Source organism: Vicinamibacteria bacterium, assembly GCA_035620555.1.
Lineage (GTDB): Bacteria > Acidobacteriota > Vicinamibacteria > Marinacidobacterales > SMYC01 > DASPGQ01.
In genome coordinates, this window is record DASPGQ010000094.1 from 1 (window position 1) to 14,791 (window position 14,791).

Sequence of the window (14,791 nt, forward strand, 5' to 3'; positions counted from 1 at the left end):
CCCCAGCCGCCGAAGCGGTCGACTTCGGCTTCAAGGCGGGGATCCACTGGGCTACCCTCCCCAGGTTCACGGGCCCGTTCGGCGGTCTTGGTTCCGGCAGCACTCGGAACTTCAGCGTGGGACCGTTAATCGTCTTCCCTCTCGCGGGTGTCGTGGCGCTGCAGCCGGAGGCGCTCTTCGTCAAGAAAGGCACAGTGCTCGAGGCAGAGAATCCGGAGCTGGATCTCAAAACGACTCTCGTTCTCGAGTACCTGGAATTTCCAATCCTCGCCCGGATCGCAACGAATCAAACAGGGCCAACGAGCTTTTACGCCCTCGTCGGGCCATCCTTCGGTTACGGGGTTCGAGCCCGCGAGCGGATCGAGAGTCTGGGCCAAGAGTCGGAGCGCGAGCTGGACACGATCGCACGGTTCGAAGCGAGCCTGGTCGTAGGCGGCGGCATTCGCGTCCGGTGGCTCTTGGCAGAATGCCGATTCACTCAGGGTGTCACCACAGTCGACGCGGAGCGAACGACCGATTTCAAGAATCGGGGCATCGCCGTTCTCGTGGGTTTCCAATTGTAGCGTGAGGGGCATATGTCGTAGTCGGAAGCTGCCCAGGAGAAATCCTACTCGTGAGAAACGCGCACGAGATGGCTGCGCTGTGGATCACTCCCTGGCTCGGACCGCAGAGTCGTTGGCTCGCGGACTCTCAGTTGGAATCCAGACCTCGACGGCCTCGTGCGATCGGAGTCGTCGAACTGGCATGGGAAGCATCAATCCCACCGTGTCCCCCTCTCGCAAAGTCCGTCGGATAGTGGCGAACCCGTCCCCCAAGGAAAGCGCGATCGGATCTCCGTTCACCTCGAGATCGGGCCTCGCTTCACTCGGCTTCACGAACCGATAGAGAAGCTGCTCCGGAGACTGTAGGCGAGCGTTCCCAGATAGGCCCGGTCGGCGGTCAACCGGGTGAGGGTGTCGGCGTCGGTGTCCTGGCCGCTTCGAGTTCGTTGGGCGGTGCCGAAGTCCATCACCTTGGCGTGACCCTGTCCGCATGATGTTCGAGGGCTTCAGATCGCGGTGGACGATCCCCTGGCGTGCGCTTCGTTGAAGCGCCTCGGCGACCTCGGCCGCAATCCGCGTTGCCTCGTCGATCGGAATCGGCCCCGCAGCGATCCGGGCAGCGAGCGTCTCCCCGGTCACGTACTCCCCTCTCCGAGCTTGTCGAGAAGGATGTAGTTGGAGAACTTGCGGGGCTTCATGATGGCTCCCCTAGGAGGTTAGATTCTAACACCCGCTCCGCGCGGTGAGCTTTCAGCCCTACGCGAGGTATCGTCCGATCTGAAGAATCTTGATGCCCCTGACTTTGGAAAGCGGTCGGTCGTGAGTGAGGAAGGTGGTGCAGGCCTTCGAAAACGCGGCAGCGAGCTGGATAGAGTCCGGCGTCTTCAGGCGATACACGGCGCGAATGCGGGCCGCGGCACGGAGCAGCGCGCGGTCGAGGTCGATGAGCTCGATCCCGCGACTGCGGCTGAACAGAAGCTCGTAGCGCTCGGCGACCGCCATGTCACCGGCGCGGTACGGTACGACGAGGGTCTCGAGCAAAGTGAGCGCCGAAGTGACTCCCCGGCACCGGTGCTTGTCGATGGCGGTGAACAACGTTCTGACGGGAGCGAAGTACTTGGGATGCTCCTCGATGTAATAAATGAAGATCGCGGTGTCGATCCCGACGGGACCGCTCCCCAGGTCGTCCATCAATCCCAAGAGCCGCGCTCCTCGTCGACGTGTATGGCCGGATCGATGCCCTTCCAGAGCTCCTTGCCGAGCCCGCGCAGCTCGAGAATGGACACGGTTTCGCCCGGACGCGTCGCCTCTTCCAGAATGCGCAGCACTTCTTGTGATATCGAACGCCGCTCGCTTCGGGCCCGCGCCTTGAGCCGGGCATAGAGCTTCTCGGGTACGTTCTTGATGTTGAGTGTAGCCACTGGTCCTCCATTTTTCCTCCATTATGGAGGAACGGAATCCGACAGGTCAACCTCCGCAGCGGGCTCAGGGCGGGTTGCCCACGATCCGCTGGTAGCTCGCGGGGTGGGTGGCCCCCTCGGTGCACAACAGAAGGACGACGGAATCACGCGTCAGACCGATGTCGATTCGCGCCTGCACCCGGGCCTGTTTTCGGAACGCCCTCAATCTCTTGCGCTACTTCGATGAGCGCGATGAGCTCGTCGAGCTCCGCGTCGAGTGCCGGGTGGGGCTTCTGGGCGAGCGCGTACGAAGCCGCCTCCATCACCTTGTAGATGTCGGTATCGTTGAAGCGGCGCCCTTGATAAGTCCCATCCAGCCTCCCGGCTGCCTTCCGGAAGTTGTCCACCCGTCCCGTCTCCTCGTTCTGCCGCATGATGTGCGGGATGGTGACGGTGCGATTCGTGACGAGCCGTGGCGCCCAGAAGGAGTCGGTCAGGCGGACGCTCGTGAATGGAACGGCGCGAATCGGACCCTCCGAGACCGGCCTTTCAACGCCGCCGCCCCCGCAGGCGGCGAGCACCGAGATAGCGAGAGCAGCGATGAAACCCCTCACAGGCCAGCCCTCTCCCGTGCGTGCCGGATCACGGCCTCCATGTCTTGGCGTCGTGCATCGAAGGTGTCGTCGACCACATTGAGCGTCGGAATCTGCGGCTCGCTGAGCGAGAACGTGTCCTCGGCAGAGCGCCGGAACCCGGCCTCGTGAACGCCGGTGCTTCCCCTGCCGGGGGCGGGATAGCTCAGGTGCTGGAAGAAGCGCGTGTATTTCGCGAGCTCTGCGGCGACTTCGGTCTGGGAGAACGAATGGTAGATGGGAATGAACGAGAGCAGCGCGTCGTAGTGCATCTCCCCGACCGCCACAACGTCCGGGTAGCGGGCCCGAAGCTCCTCGACGAGCCGTCGCGTTCCCTCGTGCATATCTGCCTTCGGGTTATTGACCCATCCGCCCACGATGTCGAGGAAATAGGCGTCGGGCCGGTAGCGTTCGATGACGTCCGCGATGCGCTCGGTCAGGTGGCGTCGCCAGGACTCGACGCCGAGATTCATATATGAAAGCCAGCCGTCTTGATGCCGGTCGTTGTCCCAGTCGACCCAGTTCAGATCGAAACGGTCCCCATCCACCTTCTCGGTGTGACCGTCGGCGATCTCACGAAACATCGGATGCTTCCGATTGGCGGCGTTGGCGCCGAACATCGGCATCATCCGGAAGCCTAGCTCCTGGCCGCCTCGAACGAGTCGGCGAAATCCCGATTCCCCTCCCATGCGTTCGGCGGGCGCGTAGAGTGGATAATCCCAGTAGTACCGCCCGTCCCACGAGGAGAGGAAGGCCACGACGCGCCTTGCAGGAATCCGGGTCGCCACCCATCGAAGGATCTCGAGCATCCGGGCGTAGTCGTTGAACACGTAGCCGGTGAAATGCATCCCGTGAAGCGTGATCACCAGCGCGACCTCACGAAGCCAGTCGGGGGCGTCTTCGCGAGCTTCCCACCGGGGAATTCCATAGGCCCTCTCGATGTGCTCGAAGTGGGGCGCGGCGGCCTCCGCCATGGAAGAGACCTTCCCGATTCGCCAGGGAGGAACGCTCACCCGGGTCGAGTTCTTCCAGCCCTCGGTCTCGTGCACCGCCTCGACCCGGTAGGCGGTCTCTCCCGGCTGGAAGTAGAAGCGTTTCGTCCGCACCTGGGTGTCGAGCGAGGAAAGAAAGAAGACCTGGCGGTCGCCGCTCTCGATCACCGCGAACGGTGTCGGCATACCGCGCGCGGAGCCCGGGCCGAAGAGATCGCCTCCCGAGAAGGGATAGCCCAGCAGCACCTCATCATCGCCCGGGTCGAAGAATCTCTGCCCTGCACAGGAGACCCGGCCTCGCGGCAGGCCTCGCAGCACGGTCGAGACCGCCTTGACTGGCTGCTCCATCTCGACGTCGCTCGACCACTCGATGAAAGCGCCTTCTTTCCGCAATCGAGCCTCGAGGCGACCAGGAGCGGACTCCTGTCCGCCCGCCCAAACGAACCGGTCGCAGATGAGATGGAGTCCGTCGTCCTCGGACGCGACTCTCATTGCGCTCGCGTCGAGTCCGTAGGCGTTCTCGTAGCTGAAGATCAGGAAACCGAAACGGATTCCGTCGAGCTCCACCGATGGCTCGGGAAAATCGAAGCTGAACTTCATGTACGAACGGCCGCGTGGCGGCACGTAAACGTCGCTCGTGGAAACGAGAGGAAGGATCGAACCGACGGGAGCGGGGACCTGGGGAGCGAAGCCGCGGCCGTGTGGCGGGTGTCTCGTACCGAAGAGTGCCGTGCCGGAGACGCCGCCCACGCCTCTCATCCATTCGCGACGGGACCAGAGTTTGCTCATTTCTCGCCTCGGGCGGGGAGGATAGCAGAGCCCGAAGCGAAACGAGTACTTCAGTCGTGCCGGCCCGTGAGCGTTCGCTCGTCCGCTATCAGGCCTCCCTCGTCTCGAGATACTGCCTCGGAGTCATGACCCAGACACTTCCAAGCCTTTCGCCTAAGTAGCGCCCAAAATCTCGCCGGTCGCCGGTGATGAGATGCGAGGCCTCGGCGGCGAGGGCCGCCTGGAGGATGGGGATGTCCTTCTCGGAGAGCTCAACGCCCAGCGGTAGCTCGACCGCACTCTCGGGCACTAGGTCGATCGCGCGGACGAGCCCCTGGAGACGCTCGAGCTGCTCGTCGGCATCGAGGTTGGGGCGCGCTTCTTCGAAAGTGTAGGCGGAGGTGACGAGCTCGACGTCCTCGAGCTCCCAGAGACGGCGAAGACCGGAGTTCTCCTGATAGACCGCGGAGAAAAGCACATTCGCGTCGAGGAAGAGCCGGTCCACAGAGCGGCCTTAGGTCTCCGGCCTTTCATGCGGGACGGTATCGGGGTCGAGACCCATTTTCCGGACCTCCTCGCAGGCCCGCTCATAGTCCTCGCGATCGATAGCGTTTTCGAGCAGGAACGCTGCCCGGCGCTCCTTGGAGTACATCTCGACGGGAAGCGTGACCGCGGGCCGCAGGAGGAGTCCCTCGGCGATCGCCTCGACGAGGACTGCCTTTCCTTCCTCGAGCCCGTAGCGTTTGCGGAGAGGAGCCGGGATCACGATGGTTCCTCGTTTTCCAACTCGGGTGACCTCAGACATCCCTCGCGACCTCTGCTCCTCTGATTCTCTGACATTCAGTCGCAAATCACAAGACTGGCGCGATAGGCCGGAATCGGAGCCCGATCGTGCCAGTACAATGGTGGCCTTCATGATGGCACGAACTCAGATCACTCTTAGACGCGGAGACTCGGCGTCGTGCCCGCGAGCGAGCTTCCGATCTCGGGATTTCGTTCGCGGAGTACATCAGAACCTTAGTGGAGCGGGATCTCGCTCGGCCGAGCCCGAACGCCGATCCGTCCGTGGTATTCGACCTCGGAAGTTCGCATGGGTCCGACGTTTTCCGGAACAAGGACTCGATGCTCGGCACGGCGGTCCAATCGGAACGCCTGCGCAAGACCTCCAAGTGAGCTTGTTCGTCGATACCTCGGTCTGATACGCCGCCGCGGATTCGGGTGACAGCAGCAACAAGCGGGCAAAGTCACTTCTCTCCGCTGGCGAGTCGCTCGTCACGACGGATCACATCTTGGTTGAGACATGGCTTCTCTTGGACCACCGCTTGAATCGCGAGGCGGCCGAGAAGTTTTGGGAAGGCCTTCGCGGAGGGGTGGCGGTCATAGAACCCGTCAACGGTGCAGACTTGGAGTCGGCATGGGCGATGGGCTTGGATTTCGCCGACCAGGATTTCTCCATCGTCGACCGCACCAGCTTTTGCGGTGATGCTACGACTCGGAATCCACTGCGCCGCGGCGTTCGATGACGACTACGCCGTGTTCCGCTTCGGTAAGGACAAGAAACGCGCGTTCGAGATCCTGCGCTAAATTCCTGACTCGCGACGGGACAGCGAATGATCTTTCAGTCGTGCCGCAGGGTGAGGATGGGATCGACTCGGGAGGCGCGATAGGCCGGGACCGCTGAGGCGGCCGCGGCGACGCCCACCAGCAACAAGGACGCACCGGCAAAGGTGACGATGTCGTTGGTGCTGACGTTGTAAAGAAGGCTCTCGAGGAAGCGCGCCAGCGCCCAGGTTGCCGCGATGCCGGCTACAACCCCTACGGCCGTCAGCTTCAGGCCGCTCGCCAGGACCATTCTCAGGACCTCGCCCCGCCTCGCGCCCAGGGCCATCCGCAGCCCCAGCTCCCGCGTTCGCTTCGCCACAGTGTAGGAGATGACGGCATAGATTCCCGCCGCCCCGAGCGAGAGAGCCAGGAGGGCAAAGAGCCCGAGAAGGAGCGTCGACACTTGCGAGCTCCACTCGGCATTCGCGATGCGGTCCGCGAGCGTCTCGACTCCGTAGACGTTGATGTCACCGCCCATGCCCCAGGCGGTGTGCTCGGCGGCTTTCAGGAGCGACGAGGGCTCGGCGTCGGTGCGAATCATCATGTTCATGATCGGGACGGGCGCCTGCCGGTGCGGGAGGTAGATCACCGCGAGAGGCTCGGGGTTGGTGCCGAGCGTTCGAACGTTTCCCACGATGCCGACGATACGCCTCGAGCCCATGAATGGGCTCAAGTCGGGTTGAGGCGACGAGTCGAGCTCGATCGATTCCCCGAGAGCGTCGCGGCCGGCAAAGTAGCGGCGCGCCAGAACCTCGTTGATCACCACGACCGGCGCGGAGCTTTCGCGGTCTTCCGTTCCCAGCGGGCGTCCGCGCAGAACGGGGATGCCGACCGTTCGAAAGTAGTCGGGAAGTACGGCGCGAATGGTGGCGCCGGGCTCGTGGCCCGGCTCGACCGCCTCGCCGGGGATGGTGAAAGTCGAAGCTTGAAAGGGGAAGAGTGGCGGCGTGAAGCTGGTGGCACTTACCGAGGTCACCCCGGGGAGTGCCCTCAAGCGCGAGGCCAGCTCCTCGAAATGACGTATGCGCTGATGCGGCTCGGCGAATGATTCGCCGCGGAGGGAGGTTCGGACGGTGAGAAGCCGCTCGGCGTCGAATCCGGGGTCGTATCCCTTCAGGTTCCGGAAGCCCTTGATTGCCAGACCCGCTCCGGCGACGAGCACGAGCGCCAGGGTGACCTCGCTCACGACCAGGAACGCTCCGAATCCACGCGAAGATCTCGAGGACGCCGGATTTCTCCCGCCATGCTTGAGATGCTCGTTGAGCTCCATGCGCGACACGCGGCTCGAGGGCGCCAGGCCGAACAGTGTGCCGGTCGCGACGGAAAGTCCGAGCGTGAAAAGAAGCACTTCCCAGTCCAGAGTCACCTTCTCGAGAAAGGGCACCGGGGCACCGGTCGGCACGAGACGCAGCAGGGGTTGAAGGGTCCAGGCCGCGAGCAGAAGCCCCGTCGTTCCTCCCACCAGGCCGAGAACCACGCTCTCGCTCAAGAGTTGCCGCGACAGACGCCATCCGCTTGCCCCGAGAGCACGACGGAGGGCGATCTCCTGATCGCGCTCCGCCGATCGCGCGAGCGTCATGTTGGCCACGTTCGCGCAAGCTATGAGAAGGACAAACCCAACCGCCGCGAGCAAGACGGTGAGCAGGGGCCTCACGCGGCCGACAGCCTCCTCCCGGATGGGCACGACGCGGGCGTCCCAACCCTCATTCGTCTCCGGATACTGCTCGGCGAGCCTCTCGGCGACCGTCTGCATCGCGGTTTGCGCCTGCTTCACATCGACGCCCGCTCTCATTCGGGCATAGACCGCGAGCGTCCGGCTGTCCATCTGCCGAGCGTCTTCGTCGAGCACCAGAGGCACGAACAGATCTGGCTGCGTGGCGAAAATGTGAACGCTCAGGTAGTCTGGCTTGAGCACCCCGATCAGGGTGTAGCTCTCGTCATCGAGGAGAAGCGACTGTCCCAACAGTGTGGGATCGCCGCCCAGGATGCGCTGCCACAAGCCATAACTCACGACGGCCACCTTGTCGCCCCCCGGCTCGGCTTCCTCCGGCCGAAAGGTTCGACCCAGGTGGGGCTCGATTCCCATCACGTCGAAGTAGCTCGCCGTGACCTCGTGGGTCAAGGGCACGACGGGCTCATCCAGAGCACTCAGCCGATAACTCGAATTGAAAAGAGCCGCGACGTCGGTGAAGGCGGGGTTGGCCTCCTTCCAATCCAGATAGTTCGCCACGCTCACCGGGACCCGGTTCGTCCCGCCCCGCGGCGTCGCGTCTTGCCAGATCATCACGAGCTCGTCTTCGTTTCCATAGGGAAGCGAGCTCAGAAGGATCCCTTTCACGACGCTGAAGAGCGTCGTGTTGGCGCCGATCCCGAGGGTGAGGGCAACGATCACCGATAGGGCGAAGCCCGGGCTCCGTCGAATGGTGCGAAAAGCGAACCGAAAGTCCTGCATGAAGGTTCCCATGAATTGGACTTCGGTACATTATTCATGCCAAAACCAACTTCAACCAGGCCATGCACTTGTTATGGTGTTCGTTCCCGGAGCTTTCAGCGGCTTGTGCGTTTGTGGGATCACCGATCCCACCCGCGGGATCGCCGTCGCCCGAAGGCCGACTGCGTGAAAACCACCGTTCGGAGCCCGGGATCTCATGGCGAGAATCTCGGGTTTTCCCCAGTTAACGCGGATACGTTCGGCGCGCTACGCTCGACCTATGGACGAAGCGGTATCGGCGAAGAGCGCATTGGAGCGAGTAGCCGACGGCTGGCTTTACGACGTCCGGTGACACTCGAGTGAGGCGAAGATGAGAGACACTTCCACGACTCCGGGAAAATCGCGGCGGGATCGCCGGCTCCAGGAGCTTGTGCACGACACCTACAAATCGAAAAGGAAACTTCCCGAGCCCACCGTCTGCCCCGAATGTTTCGCCGTCTACCACGATGGGCGATGGCAATGGCGAGAGAAGCCCGCGGACGCTCACGAGGAGCGGTGTCCCGCCTGCGCCCGAACCCATGACAAGTACCCGGCCGGGCAGGTCACTGTCACCGGTCCCTTTTTGAAAGAACACCGCGATGAAATCCTGAATCTCGCCTGGAACCAGGAGAAGAAGGCCAGGGGCGAGCACCCGCTCGACCGCATCATGGGCATCGATGAGGAGGAAGGGATGATCGTCATCAAGACGACCGACATCCACCTTCCTCGGGCGATCGGCGAGGCCCTTCACCGGGCCTACGAGGGAGAGCTGGACTACCGCTATAACGAAGAGGAGTACTATCTCGACGTGAGCTGGGAGCGGTAAGCGTCGGCGCGGACTACGGTCGCGGTTCTAGCGGACCCGTTCGGCGGACGGTCAGGATCTCCTTCGTGCCATCGTCGCGAACGATCTCGATCGAGGGCAAGAAGCCGTCCTCGTCTTCCACGACCCAGATCTCCTTCGGTTTGTGGACGAGCTGGTCGAGGTTCTCGAGAAGCACCTCGAGAGCCTCGCTCTTCGAATCGTAGGAAATCCCCAGCAAGCGGGCCGCGTCGACCCCGATCTGAGCGCCTAGTTCGGCAGAGACGAGCTCGATCGTGGCTGCCTCGGGGAGATCGTCCCTCAAGTGTCGTTTCGTGAATCGGTCGAAGTACTCCTTCCATTGCTGCCGAGGTATCTGCTTCGTTGTCGTCATGGGGGCCTCCTTACTGCGCCGTTTCATACTACTACTTAGTGGTCGCTCGCCTCGTCTTCGGCCTTCGGTCTCTCGAGCTCGCGGAGCTGCTCGTAGAGCTCTCTTTGTCGTTTACTCAATCGTTCGGGTATCTGCACATCGAGGCGAACGAAGAGGTCGCCCCGCCCGCGACCGCCGAACTCAGGCAGTCCTTTTCCCGCGAGACGTAGCACCAAGCCGGGCTGTGCCGCCGCGGGGATGGACACCTCGGCGGAGCCGTCCAGGCAGGGCACGTTCCTCGTGGTGCCCAGGGCTGCGTCGGGGACCGTGATGGTTTCCCTTCGCCACAAGTCCGCGCCGTCGCGCTGGAAACGAGGGTCGCGTGCGCTCCTGACGATCACGAAGAGGTCACCGGGGAGCGCCCCCGGGGCTCTCGCTCGGCATCCCGTGACCCTGAATGCGAAGCGCCGCGTTACCGCACGACCCAGACCGAGCACGGCGCATGGTCCAGGACGCGTGCCGTAACGCTCCCGAGGAGAAAGCGCTCGATGGCGCTCGTTCCCGTCGAACCGAGCACGACGATATCGACCTCGAGATCGGTCGCCAACCTCAAGATGTCGGGGCTAGCGTCGGTGCCGTCGTCGATGAGCTTGGTGAAAACGTTCGGGGTCGCTTGCTTCAATCTGGCGAGCACCGATTCCAGCTCGAGCTGCGCCGCTCGCGAATGCTCCTGCCAGCTCGTCGACAAGCGTTGGAGAATGTCCTTGCCGTAGAGAGTCGTGGCCACGGTCAAGACGGTCACTACCGTCAACTCGGAATCCGCCCGGAGCGGTAGAGTCCGCAGAAGCTCGATGGCGGCCCGGGCAGACGGCGAGCCGTCGAACGCGGCGAGAATGCGCAGCGGATGGCCAGAATCGGCTCGACGAGAGATCAACTCACGGGTCCCGGCGTCCTGCGTGTCGGCCGGTTTGCGCACGACCAGCACGCTACAAGGAGCGTGGGTGACGACGGCCCTCGAGACGCTTCCCAGGAGGAATCGATCGAAACCGGTCATCCCGTGTGAGCCGACGACGATGTGGTCCACGCCGAGCTCGTTAGCCGTCGCCACGATCCGATCGGCGGTATGTCCGTGCTCGGTTCGCGTTCGCACCGTCCAGCCTGCCTCCCCGAGCTCGTCGGCGATGGCACTCAGCATGCGCCGAGACTCCACCAGGGCGTCTTCGCGATACGACTCCAGCGCAGCGATCTCGGTGTCAAGAACGCCGAACCCATCACCGCCGAAGGAAGCTCCGGTGCCGAGGACCGTGACGACGATCACCTCACAATCCTTGGGCATGGAGAGACGTTTCATCAAGGCGACCGACGCTCGGGAGTACTCCGAACCGTCGACCGCGAGAAGGACTTTCATGACCGTTCCCTCTCGACGCCCGGCCGCGTCCTTGATGCTCTTCTACACATGCGCCACATGATAGATCGACTCCTTCGAGAAGAGTGTGGTCTCTGCTGCCCGACACGATGCAGGAGCTTGCGCCTGCTTCTCCCCAAGCCGTACCATCGCCATCGAGTGAGCCGATTCCCACGTCGATACCGGCGTCGATCGAAGCGAAGGGCGTGGTGCTCCCTCGTCCTCGGCGCCATGCTCGGAGCTTGCACGTCCCCCGAGGAGCTCGTGGTGGAGGAGTTTCTCGACGCATCCCGGAATCACGAGGTCCAGAATCTCGCAGAGCTCTCGACTGTTCCATTCCCGCAGCCGCCTCGCGCCTGGCGCCTCCTGGAGGTCAGTGAAGAGCACGTCGAGGACTACGCGCTCGCCAGCTTGCGAGAAGAGCTCGATGCGATGCGGAAGGAAAGAGTGAAATGGCACGAAGAGCTGCGTCGCTTTCGCGATCGCCATAGCTTCGACGTCGCGCGTTTCGAGGCGGGGCCGGAGCACGTGGGCGACGAGGCGGAAGAGCTGTTCGAGCGGTGGAGAACGCTCGAGCGTGCGGACGACGAGCTCAAATCACGGCTCGACGAGCTCAGGCGCGCCGTCGAGCGCGAGCGCGAAGGGGCTCGCAAATCGCTCGTCACCTGGGATCCCATCGACGAGTTCGACGGGAGAGCCCTCGTGAAAGAGGTCCTCGTCGTCGCCGAGCTCGACGACGGGTCCCAGCAGCGTTTCGTAATCACGCTGAAGAAGTATCTTCTCGCTCGTCCGAATGACGCGAGTGAGCCGGAGTCTCGCTGGGTCGTGATGGGCGTCGCCGCGAGCGGCTATTGAATGTAGCCCAACGTCCGCAGCCGTTCTTTCTCGGTCTCGGTGAGCTCGATGGGATGCACCCCCAGCTCCGTCTGGACTTTCCCTCGGAGCTCGTCGTTGATACGTTCCATTTCTTCGAGGGCCCGTGTCATCGTGCTCACTCGCTCGGACATCCGAGGCGCGAGATTGTGCATCTCACCCGGGTCACGCACCAGGTCGTAGAGCTCGTATTCCCCTGGGAGTGCCCGGGGGATGCGCCGAGCGCGGTTTGGCGGATTCTTGATCAGCTTCCACTCGGCCGTGCGCACGCTGTCGGCGTCTCCATCGTAGGCGTAGACGAATCGACTCTCGTCCTCACCCTTCTCGAGCAAGCCCCCGAGCGAGTCTCCCTGCGCCACGGCGAGGCGCTCTTCGCCGAGTAATTCGAGCACCGTCGGAGTGATGTCCATGAGCTCGACGGGTGTCTCGACTCGCCGTCCGGCGAAACGGCCACGGGGGAAGCGCACGAGCAGGGGTACACGAACGAGCTCGTCGTAAACGGAGTTGCCGTGGTTCATCAGACCGTGCTCGAGAAAGCCCTCGCCGTGATCTCCCATGAGCACGATCAGCGATGAATCGTAGACTCCCAGTTTGCGGAGCGCTTCGAAGAATCCTCCCAGGGCGAAGTCCAGGTAAGCGATCTCGCCGTCGTACAGAGAAACAACTTCGTTCAATTCCTCGGGCGAGAGGTTTTTGTCTTGTTGATGCGGGTGGCTGCTGCTGAGCTCTCGGATGTCCTCCCGATAGGATTCGATGTACGCCGTATCGAAGGGCCAACTCGGCTCGTAGGGGTGATGGGCGTCGAAAAGGTGAAGGAACAGAAAGAATGGCTGAGGTTGGAGGACGGGGCGGCTCGGGTCTCGAGCGAGCCACTTCAGAGCTTGCTGGACCATGACCTCTGCCGGTCGTGAGCGGTAGGGGGAAAAATAATGATCGAAGCCTCGCGAGAACCCGTAGCCGTCCAGCACCGGCGCCACGAAGCCACCGGTGGAGTAATCCGCGCTTTTCAATCGCTCGGGGAGCGTCTCCACCGTGGCGCTCTGGGGGGTGAGATGCGCGACTTTGTGCACCGGAGGATAAAGCGAAGTGAAAACGCTCATGTGGGAGGATACCGTCCACGGCGCCTGGGCGAAGGCTTGCTCGAACACGACGCCCTCGGCCGCAAATCGCTTCAAGTTAGGAGTTGTATCTCGCTCGTAGCCATAGACGCTCATATGGTCGGCGCGGGTCGTGTCCAGGGAGATCAGAATCACGTTCGGGCGCTGCGCCGAGCAGGCGGCCGCGACAATGAGACAAGCGGCCGAGGCAATCAGGATCGGCGGTCGAAAGCGAGCGTTCATCGAGCGCGATTCTAGCCGATTGGCAACCTAGAGCGGTCCGATCCGCAACGACCGCATCCGGTTGAGTGCAGCGGCGGTTTCGAACCGTCTCGGTCTGGCAAAGTTGCCTGGATGCTCGCCGCGGAGGTTGAAAGGTGAGAGCACATCGAGACCTTCGCGATCGAAGAGCTCTTCCAGGCTCTGCACGAGATGGTCCATCGTGGCGTCGTCGGTGAGAAACCGTTCTGCCGCGAGCCGGATAGCGAATCCAACCGCCCGGGTCTGGCTCGTGTCGACGAGCTGCTCGACCGCCCTCAGATCGATGTGCTCCTCGCCGAAAGCGAGCGAGTCGCGTCCGCGCGCGTCGATCCTGATGTCACGCCGTCCCCGTGACGCGTCGATGCTTTCGCGTACCGGATGGCGGCCCGGTGACAGGGTGAAGGGAGAAGGAGCCTCGATGGCGCGTCCCGTCGGATGGGTTTTCGCCACGCGCACCGCTTCCGCCGTCACGTCCTCCGGCGAGTAATCCTTCATGCGGATCACCCTGTCGGCCGACTCGAAGCTGTCGCCAGAGCTGCCGGTAACGAGCACGGTCGACACCGAAAACCGGTCTTTGAGCTCGCGGATGCGGTCGACGAAAGGAACGATGGGCTCGCTGTCCCGCGCCACGAGGGCCTGCATCCGGGCGTCGCGGAACATCAAGTTGGTGGCCGAGGTGTCCTCGTCGAGCATCAGGACCTTGGCCCCGACCTCGAGCGCCTCGATGACGCTCGCGGCCTGACTCGTGCTGCCGCTGGCGTCCTCGGTGGAGAATGCATTCGTATTTCGACCCATCGGGAGCTCGCGGACGAACGGGCTGATGTCCACGCCGGTCACGCTTCGGCCATCCTCGGCACGAATCTTCACCGCATCGGGACGAGTCACGACGTATTCCCGTCCGTCTCCTGGCACATGCGGATAGACACCTCGTTCGAGAGCCTTCAAGAGAGTGGACTTCCCGTGGTAGCCGCCCCCGACGATGAGGGTGACACCCTCGGGGATTCCCATGCCGCTGACCACCTGGGCACCGTCGAGAGGGTGCTGGAGCTCGAGCTGGACGCGGAGCGATCGGGGAGAGCGAAACGGTCTGGCATTCGGCATCGGGTGCTCGGACGACCCGCTCGCACGAGGCAGGATCGAGCCGTCGGCAACGAAGGCAACCAGTCCTCGAGCTGGGAGCTGTCGAGCCAGATGCGCATGGTTCTCCACGGTCTGGACGAACGGCATGCCCTCTTCGATGAAGCCGCTGCGGAGAGCGCGCTCGGCGATCTCGGGAAGCTCTTCGAGCAGGATGCGTTCCGCTTGCCCCCCGAGAATGGTACGTCCGGCGGCAGGAAGCCCGACCTCGATGCGGGCTTCGACGAAATCGTTGGTGACGACGACGGCCGTCCGTTCCAGGACTTCCTGGCCACCGGCGTCGATGGCGATGAATCCGCGCGTACCCGGCCGCCGGCCCCGGCGCTGCGGGGGAATGGCTCGGCGGACGTTCCGGGCGAGAAAGTCTTGGAGCGCGATCCGACGAACGGAGCTCGCAATCAGCTTCTGGGGAATTTGTCCCGGTACGCGGAGCCGGA

Annotated in this window: 16 protein-coding genes; 3 read left to right on the top strand and 13 right to left on the bottom strand. The window is 63.3% G+C overall.

The genetic code is table 11. From position 1 onward, the window contains the following. A partial coding sequence (locus VEK15_03755; GenBank protein HXV59784.1) for a porin family protein occupies window positions 1–563 on the top strand: 563 nt, incomplete at its 5' end. Window positions 564–871: 308 nt separating this feature from the next. Here VEK15_03755 and VEK15_03760 read toward each other — a convergent pair. From VEK15_03760 to VEK15_03795, 8 genes are all read right to left on the bottom strand, one after another. Beyond that, window positions 872–1,012, bottom strand: a complete 141-nt coding sequence (locus tag VEK15_03760) for a hypothetical protein (GenBank protein ID HXV59785.1) — start codon at window positions 1,010–1,012, stop codon at window positions 872–874. 286 nt (window positions 1,013–1,298) lie between these two features. Further along, window positions 1,299–1,733 carry a type II toxin-antitoxin system VapC family toxin gene (locus VEK15_03765; GenBank protein HXV59786.1) on the bottom strand — a complete coding sequence of 145 codons (435 nt, stop codon included), beginning with the start codon at window positions 1,731–1,733 and terminating at the stop codon, window positions 1,299–1,301. Continuing rightward, window positions 1,733–1,963: a hypothetical protein gene (locus VEK15_03770; protein HXV59787.1), complete on the bottom strand. Its 231-nt coding sequence runs from the start codon at window positions 1,961–1,963 to the stop codon at window positions 1,733–1,735. Before VEK15_03770 ends, VEK15_03765 begins: the two co-directional genes overlap by 1 nt. A gap of 143 nt (window positions 1,964–2,106) precedes the next feature. Further along, window positions 2,107–2,556 (bottom strand): beta-L-arabinofuranosidase domain-containing protein, encoded by a 450-nt coding sequence (locus VEK15_03775; GenBank protein ID HXV59788.1) that lies wholly within the window; start codon window positions 2,554–2,556, stop codon window positions 2,107–2,109. Then, window positions 2,553–4,355 (bottom strand): hypothetical protein, encoded by a 1,803-nt coding sequence (locus tag VEK15_03780; GenBank protein HXV59789.1) that lies wholly within the window; start codon window positions 4,353–4,355, stop codon window positions 2,553–2,555. Before VEK15_03780 ends, VEK15_03775 begins: the two co-directional genes overlap by 4 nt. An 88-nt stretch (window positions 4,356–4,443) precedes the next feature. Continuing rightward, entirely contained in the window at window positions 4,444–4,839 is a 396-nt protein-coding gene (locus tag VEK15_03785; protein ID HXV59790.1) for a PIN domain-containing protein, read from the bottom strand. Window positions 4,840–4,848: 9 nt separating this feature from the next. Then, window positions 4,849–5,139 carry an AbrB/MazE/SpoVT family DNA-binding domain-containing protein gene (locus tag VEK15_03790; GenBank protein ID HXV59791.1) on the bottom strand — a complete coding sequence of 97 codons (291 nt, stop codon included), beginning with the start codon at window positions 5,137–5,139 and terminating at the stop codon, window positions 4,849–4,851. Between the two features lie 813 nt (window positions 5,140–5,952). Next, the gene (locus VEK15_03795) at window positions 5,953–8,400 is read right to left on the bottom strand and encodes an ABC transporter permease (GenBank protein HXV59792.1); all 2,448 of its coding nucleotides are present in this window, start codon (window positions 8,398–8,400) and stop codon (window positions 5,953–5,955) included. A 337-nt stretch (window positions 8,401–8,737) separates the two neighbouring features. Here VEK15_03795 and VEK15_03800 point away from each other — a divergent pair, with 337 nt between their 5' ends. Then, complete coding sequence (locus tag VEK15_03800) at window positions 8,738–9,232, top strand: BCAM0308 family protein (protein ID HXV59793.1); 495 nt, start codon at window positions 8,738–8,740, stop codon at window positions 9,230–9,232. A gap of 13 nt (window positions 9,233–9,245) precedes the next feature. Here the strand turns inward: VEK15_03800 and VEK15_03805 are convergent, their stop codons facing one another. The 3 genes from VEK15_03805 to VEK15_03815 are packed head-to-tail and all read right to left on the bottom strand — an operon-like array spanning window position 9,246 to window position 10,989. Continuing rightward, window positions 9,246–9,602 (bottom strand): DUF5335 family protein, encoded by a 357-nt coding sequence (locus VEK15_03805; GenBank protein HXV59794.1) that lies wholly within the window; start codon window positions 9,600–9,602, stop codon window positions 9,246–9,248. Window positions 9,603–9,637: 35 nt separating this feature from the next. Further along, on the bottom strand, window positions 9,638–10,078 hold the full coding sequence (locus tag VEK15_03810) for a DnaJ C-terminal domain-containing protein (protein ID HXV59795.1): 441 nt from the start codon (window positions 10,076–10,078) through the stop codon (window positions 9,638–9,640). Then, window positions 10,054–10,989, bottom strand: a complete 936-nt coding sequence (locus VEK15_03815; GenBank protein HXV59796.1) for a universal stress protein — start codon at window positions 10,987–10,989, stop codon at window positions 10,054–10,056. Before VEK15_03815 ends, VEK15_03810 begins: the two co-directional genes overlap by 25 nt. Window positions 10,990–11,217: 228 nt before the next feature. Here VEK15_03815 and VEK15_03820 point away from each other — a divergent pair, with 228 nt between their 5' ends. Next, window positions 11,218–11,841 carry a hypothetical protein gene (locus tag VEK15_03820; protein HXV59797.1) on the top strand — a complete coding sequence of 208 codons (624 nt, stop codon included), beginning with the start codon at window positions 11,218–11,220 and terminating at the stop codon, window positions 11,839–11,841. On the opposite strand, the gene VEK15_03825 is transcribed toward VEK15_03820, so the two are convergent. Then, a complete protein-coding gene (locus VEK15_03825; protein HXV59798.1) occupies window positions 11,835–13,199 on the bottom strand; it encodes a sulfatase in 1,365 nt (454 codons plus the stop codon). The two genes, VEK15_03820 and VEK15_03825, sit on opposite strands and share 7 nt — an antisense overlap. A 27-nt stretch (window positions 13,200–13,226) precedes the next feature. Beyond that, window positions 13,227–14,791, bottom strand: a 1,565-nt coding sequence (locus VEK15_03830) for an ABC-ATPase domain-containing protein (protein HXV59799.1), incomplete at its 5' end; no start/stop codon positions are given.

Bases quoted from the DNA above. Each gene is read 5' to 3' on its own strand.
- VEK15_03815 (HXV59796.1), bottom strand. From the start codon at position 10,989: ATGAAAGTCCTTCTCGCGGTCGACGGTTCGGAGTACTCCCGAGCGTCG.
- VEK15_03780 (HXV59789.1), bottom strand. From the start codon at position 4,355: ATGAGCAAACTCTGGTCCCGTCGCGAATGGATGAGAGGCGTGGGCGGC.
- VEK15_03820 (HXV59797.1), top strand. From the start codon at position 11,218: ATGCTCGGAGCTTGCACGTCCCCCGAGGAGCTCGTGGTGGAGGAGTTT.
- VEK15_03765 (HXV59786.1), bottom strand. From the start codon at position 1,733: ATGGACGACCTGGGGAGCGGTCCCGTCGGGATCGACACCGCGATCTTC.
- VEK15_03805 (HXV59794.1), bottom strand. From the start codon at position 9,602: ATGACGACAACGAAGCAGATACCTCGGCAGCAATGGAAGGAGTACTTC.
- VEK15_03795 (HXV59792.1), bottom strand. From the start codon at position 8,400: ATGGGAACCTTCATGCAGGACTTTCGGTTCGCTTTTCGCACCATTCGA.
- VEK15_03790 (HXV59791.1), bottom strand. From the start codon at position 5,139: ATGTCTGAGGTCACCCGAGTTGGAAAACGAGGAACCATCGTGATCCCG.
- VEK15_03800 (HXV59793.1), top strand. From the start codon at position 8,738: ATGAGAGACACTTCCACGACTCCGGGAAAATCGCGGCGGGATCGCCGG.
- VEK15_03825 (HXV59798.1), bottom strand. From the start codon at position 13,199: ATGAACGCTCGCTTTCGACCGCCGATCCTGATTGCCTCGGCCGCTTGT.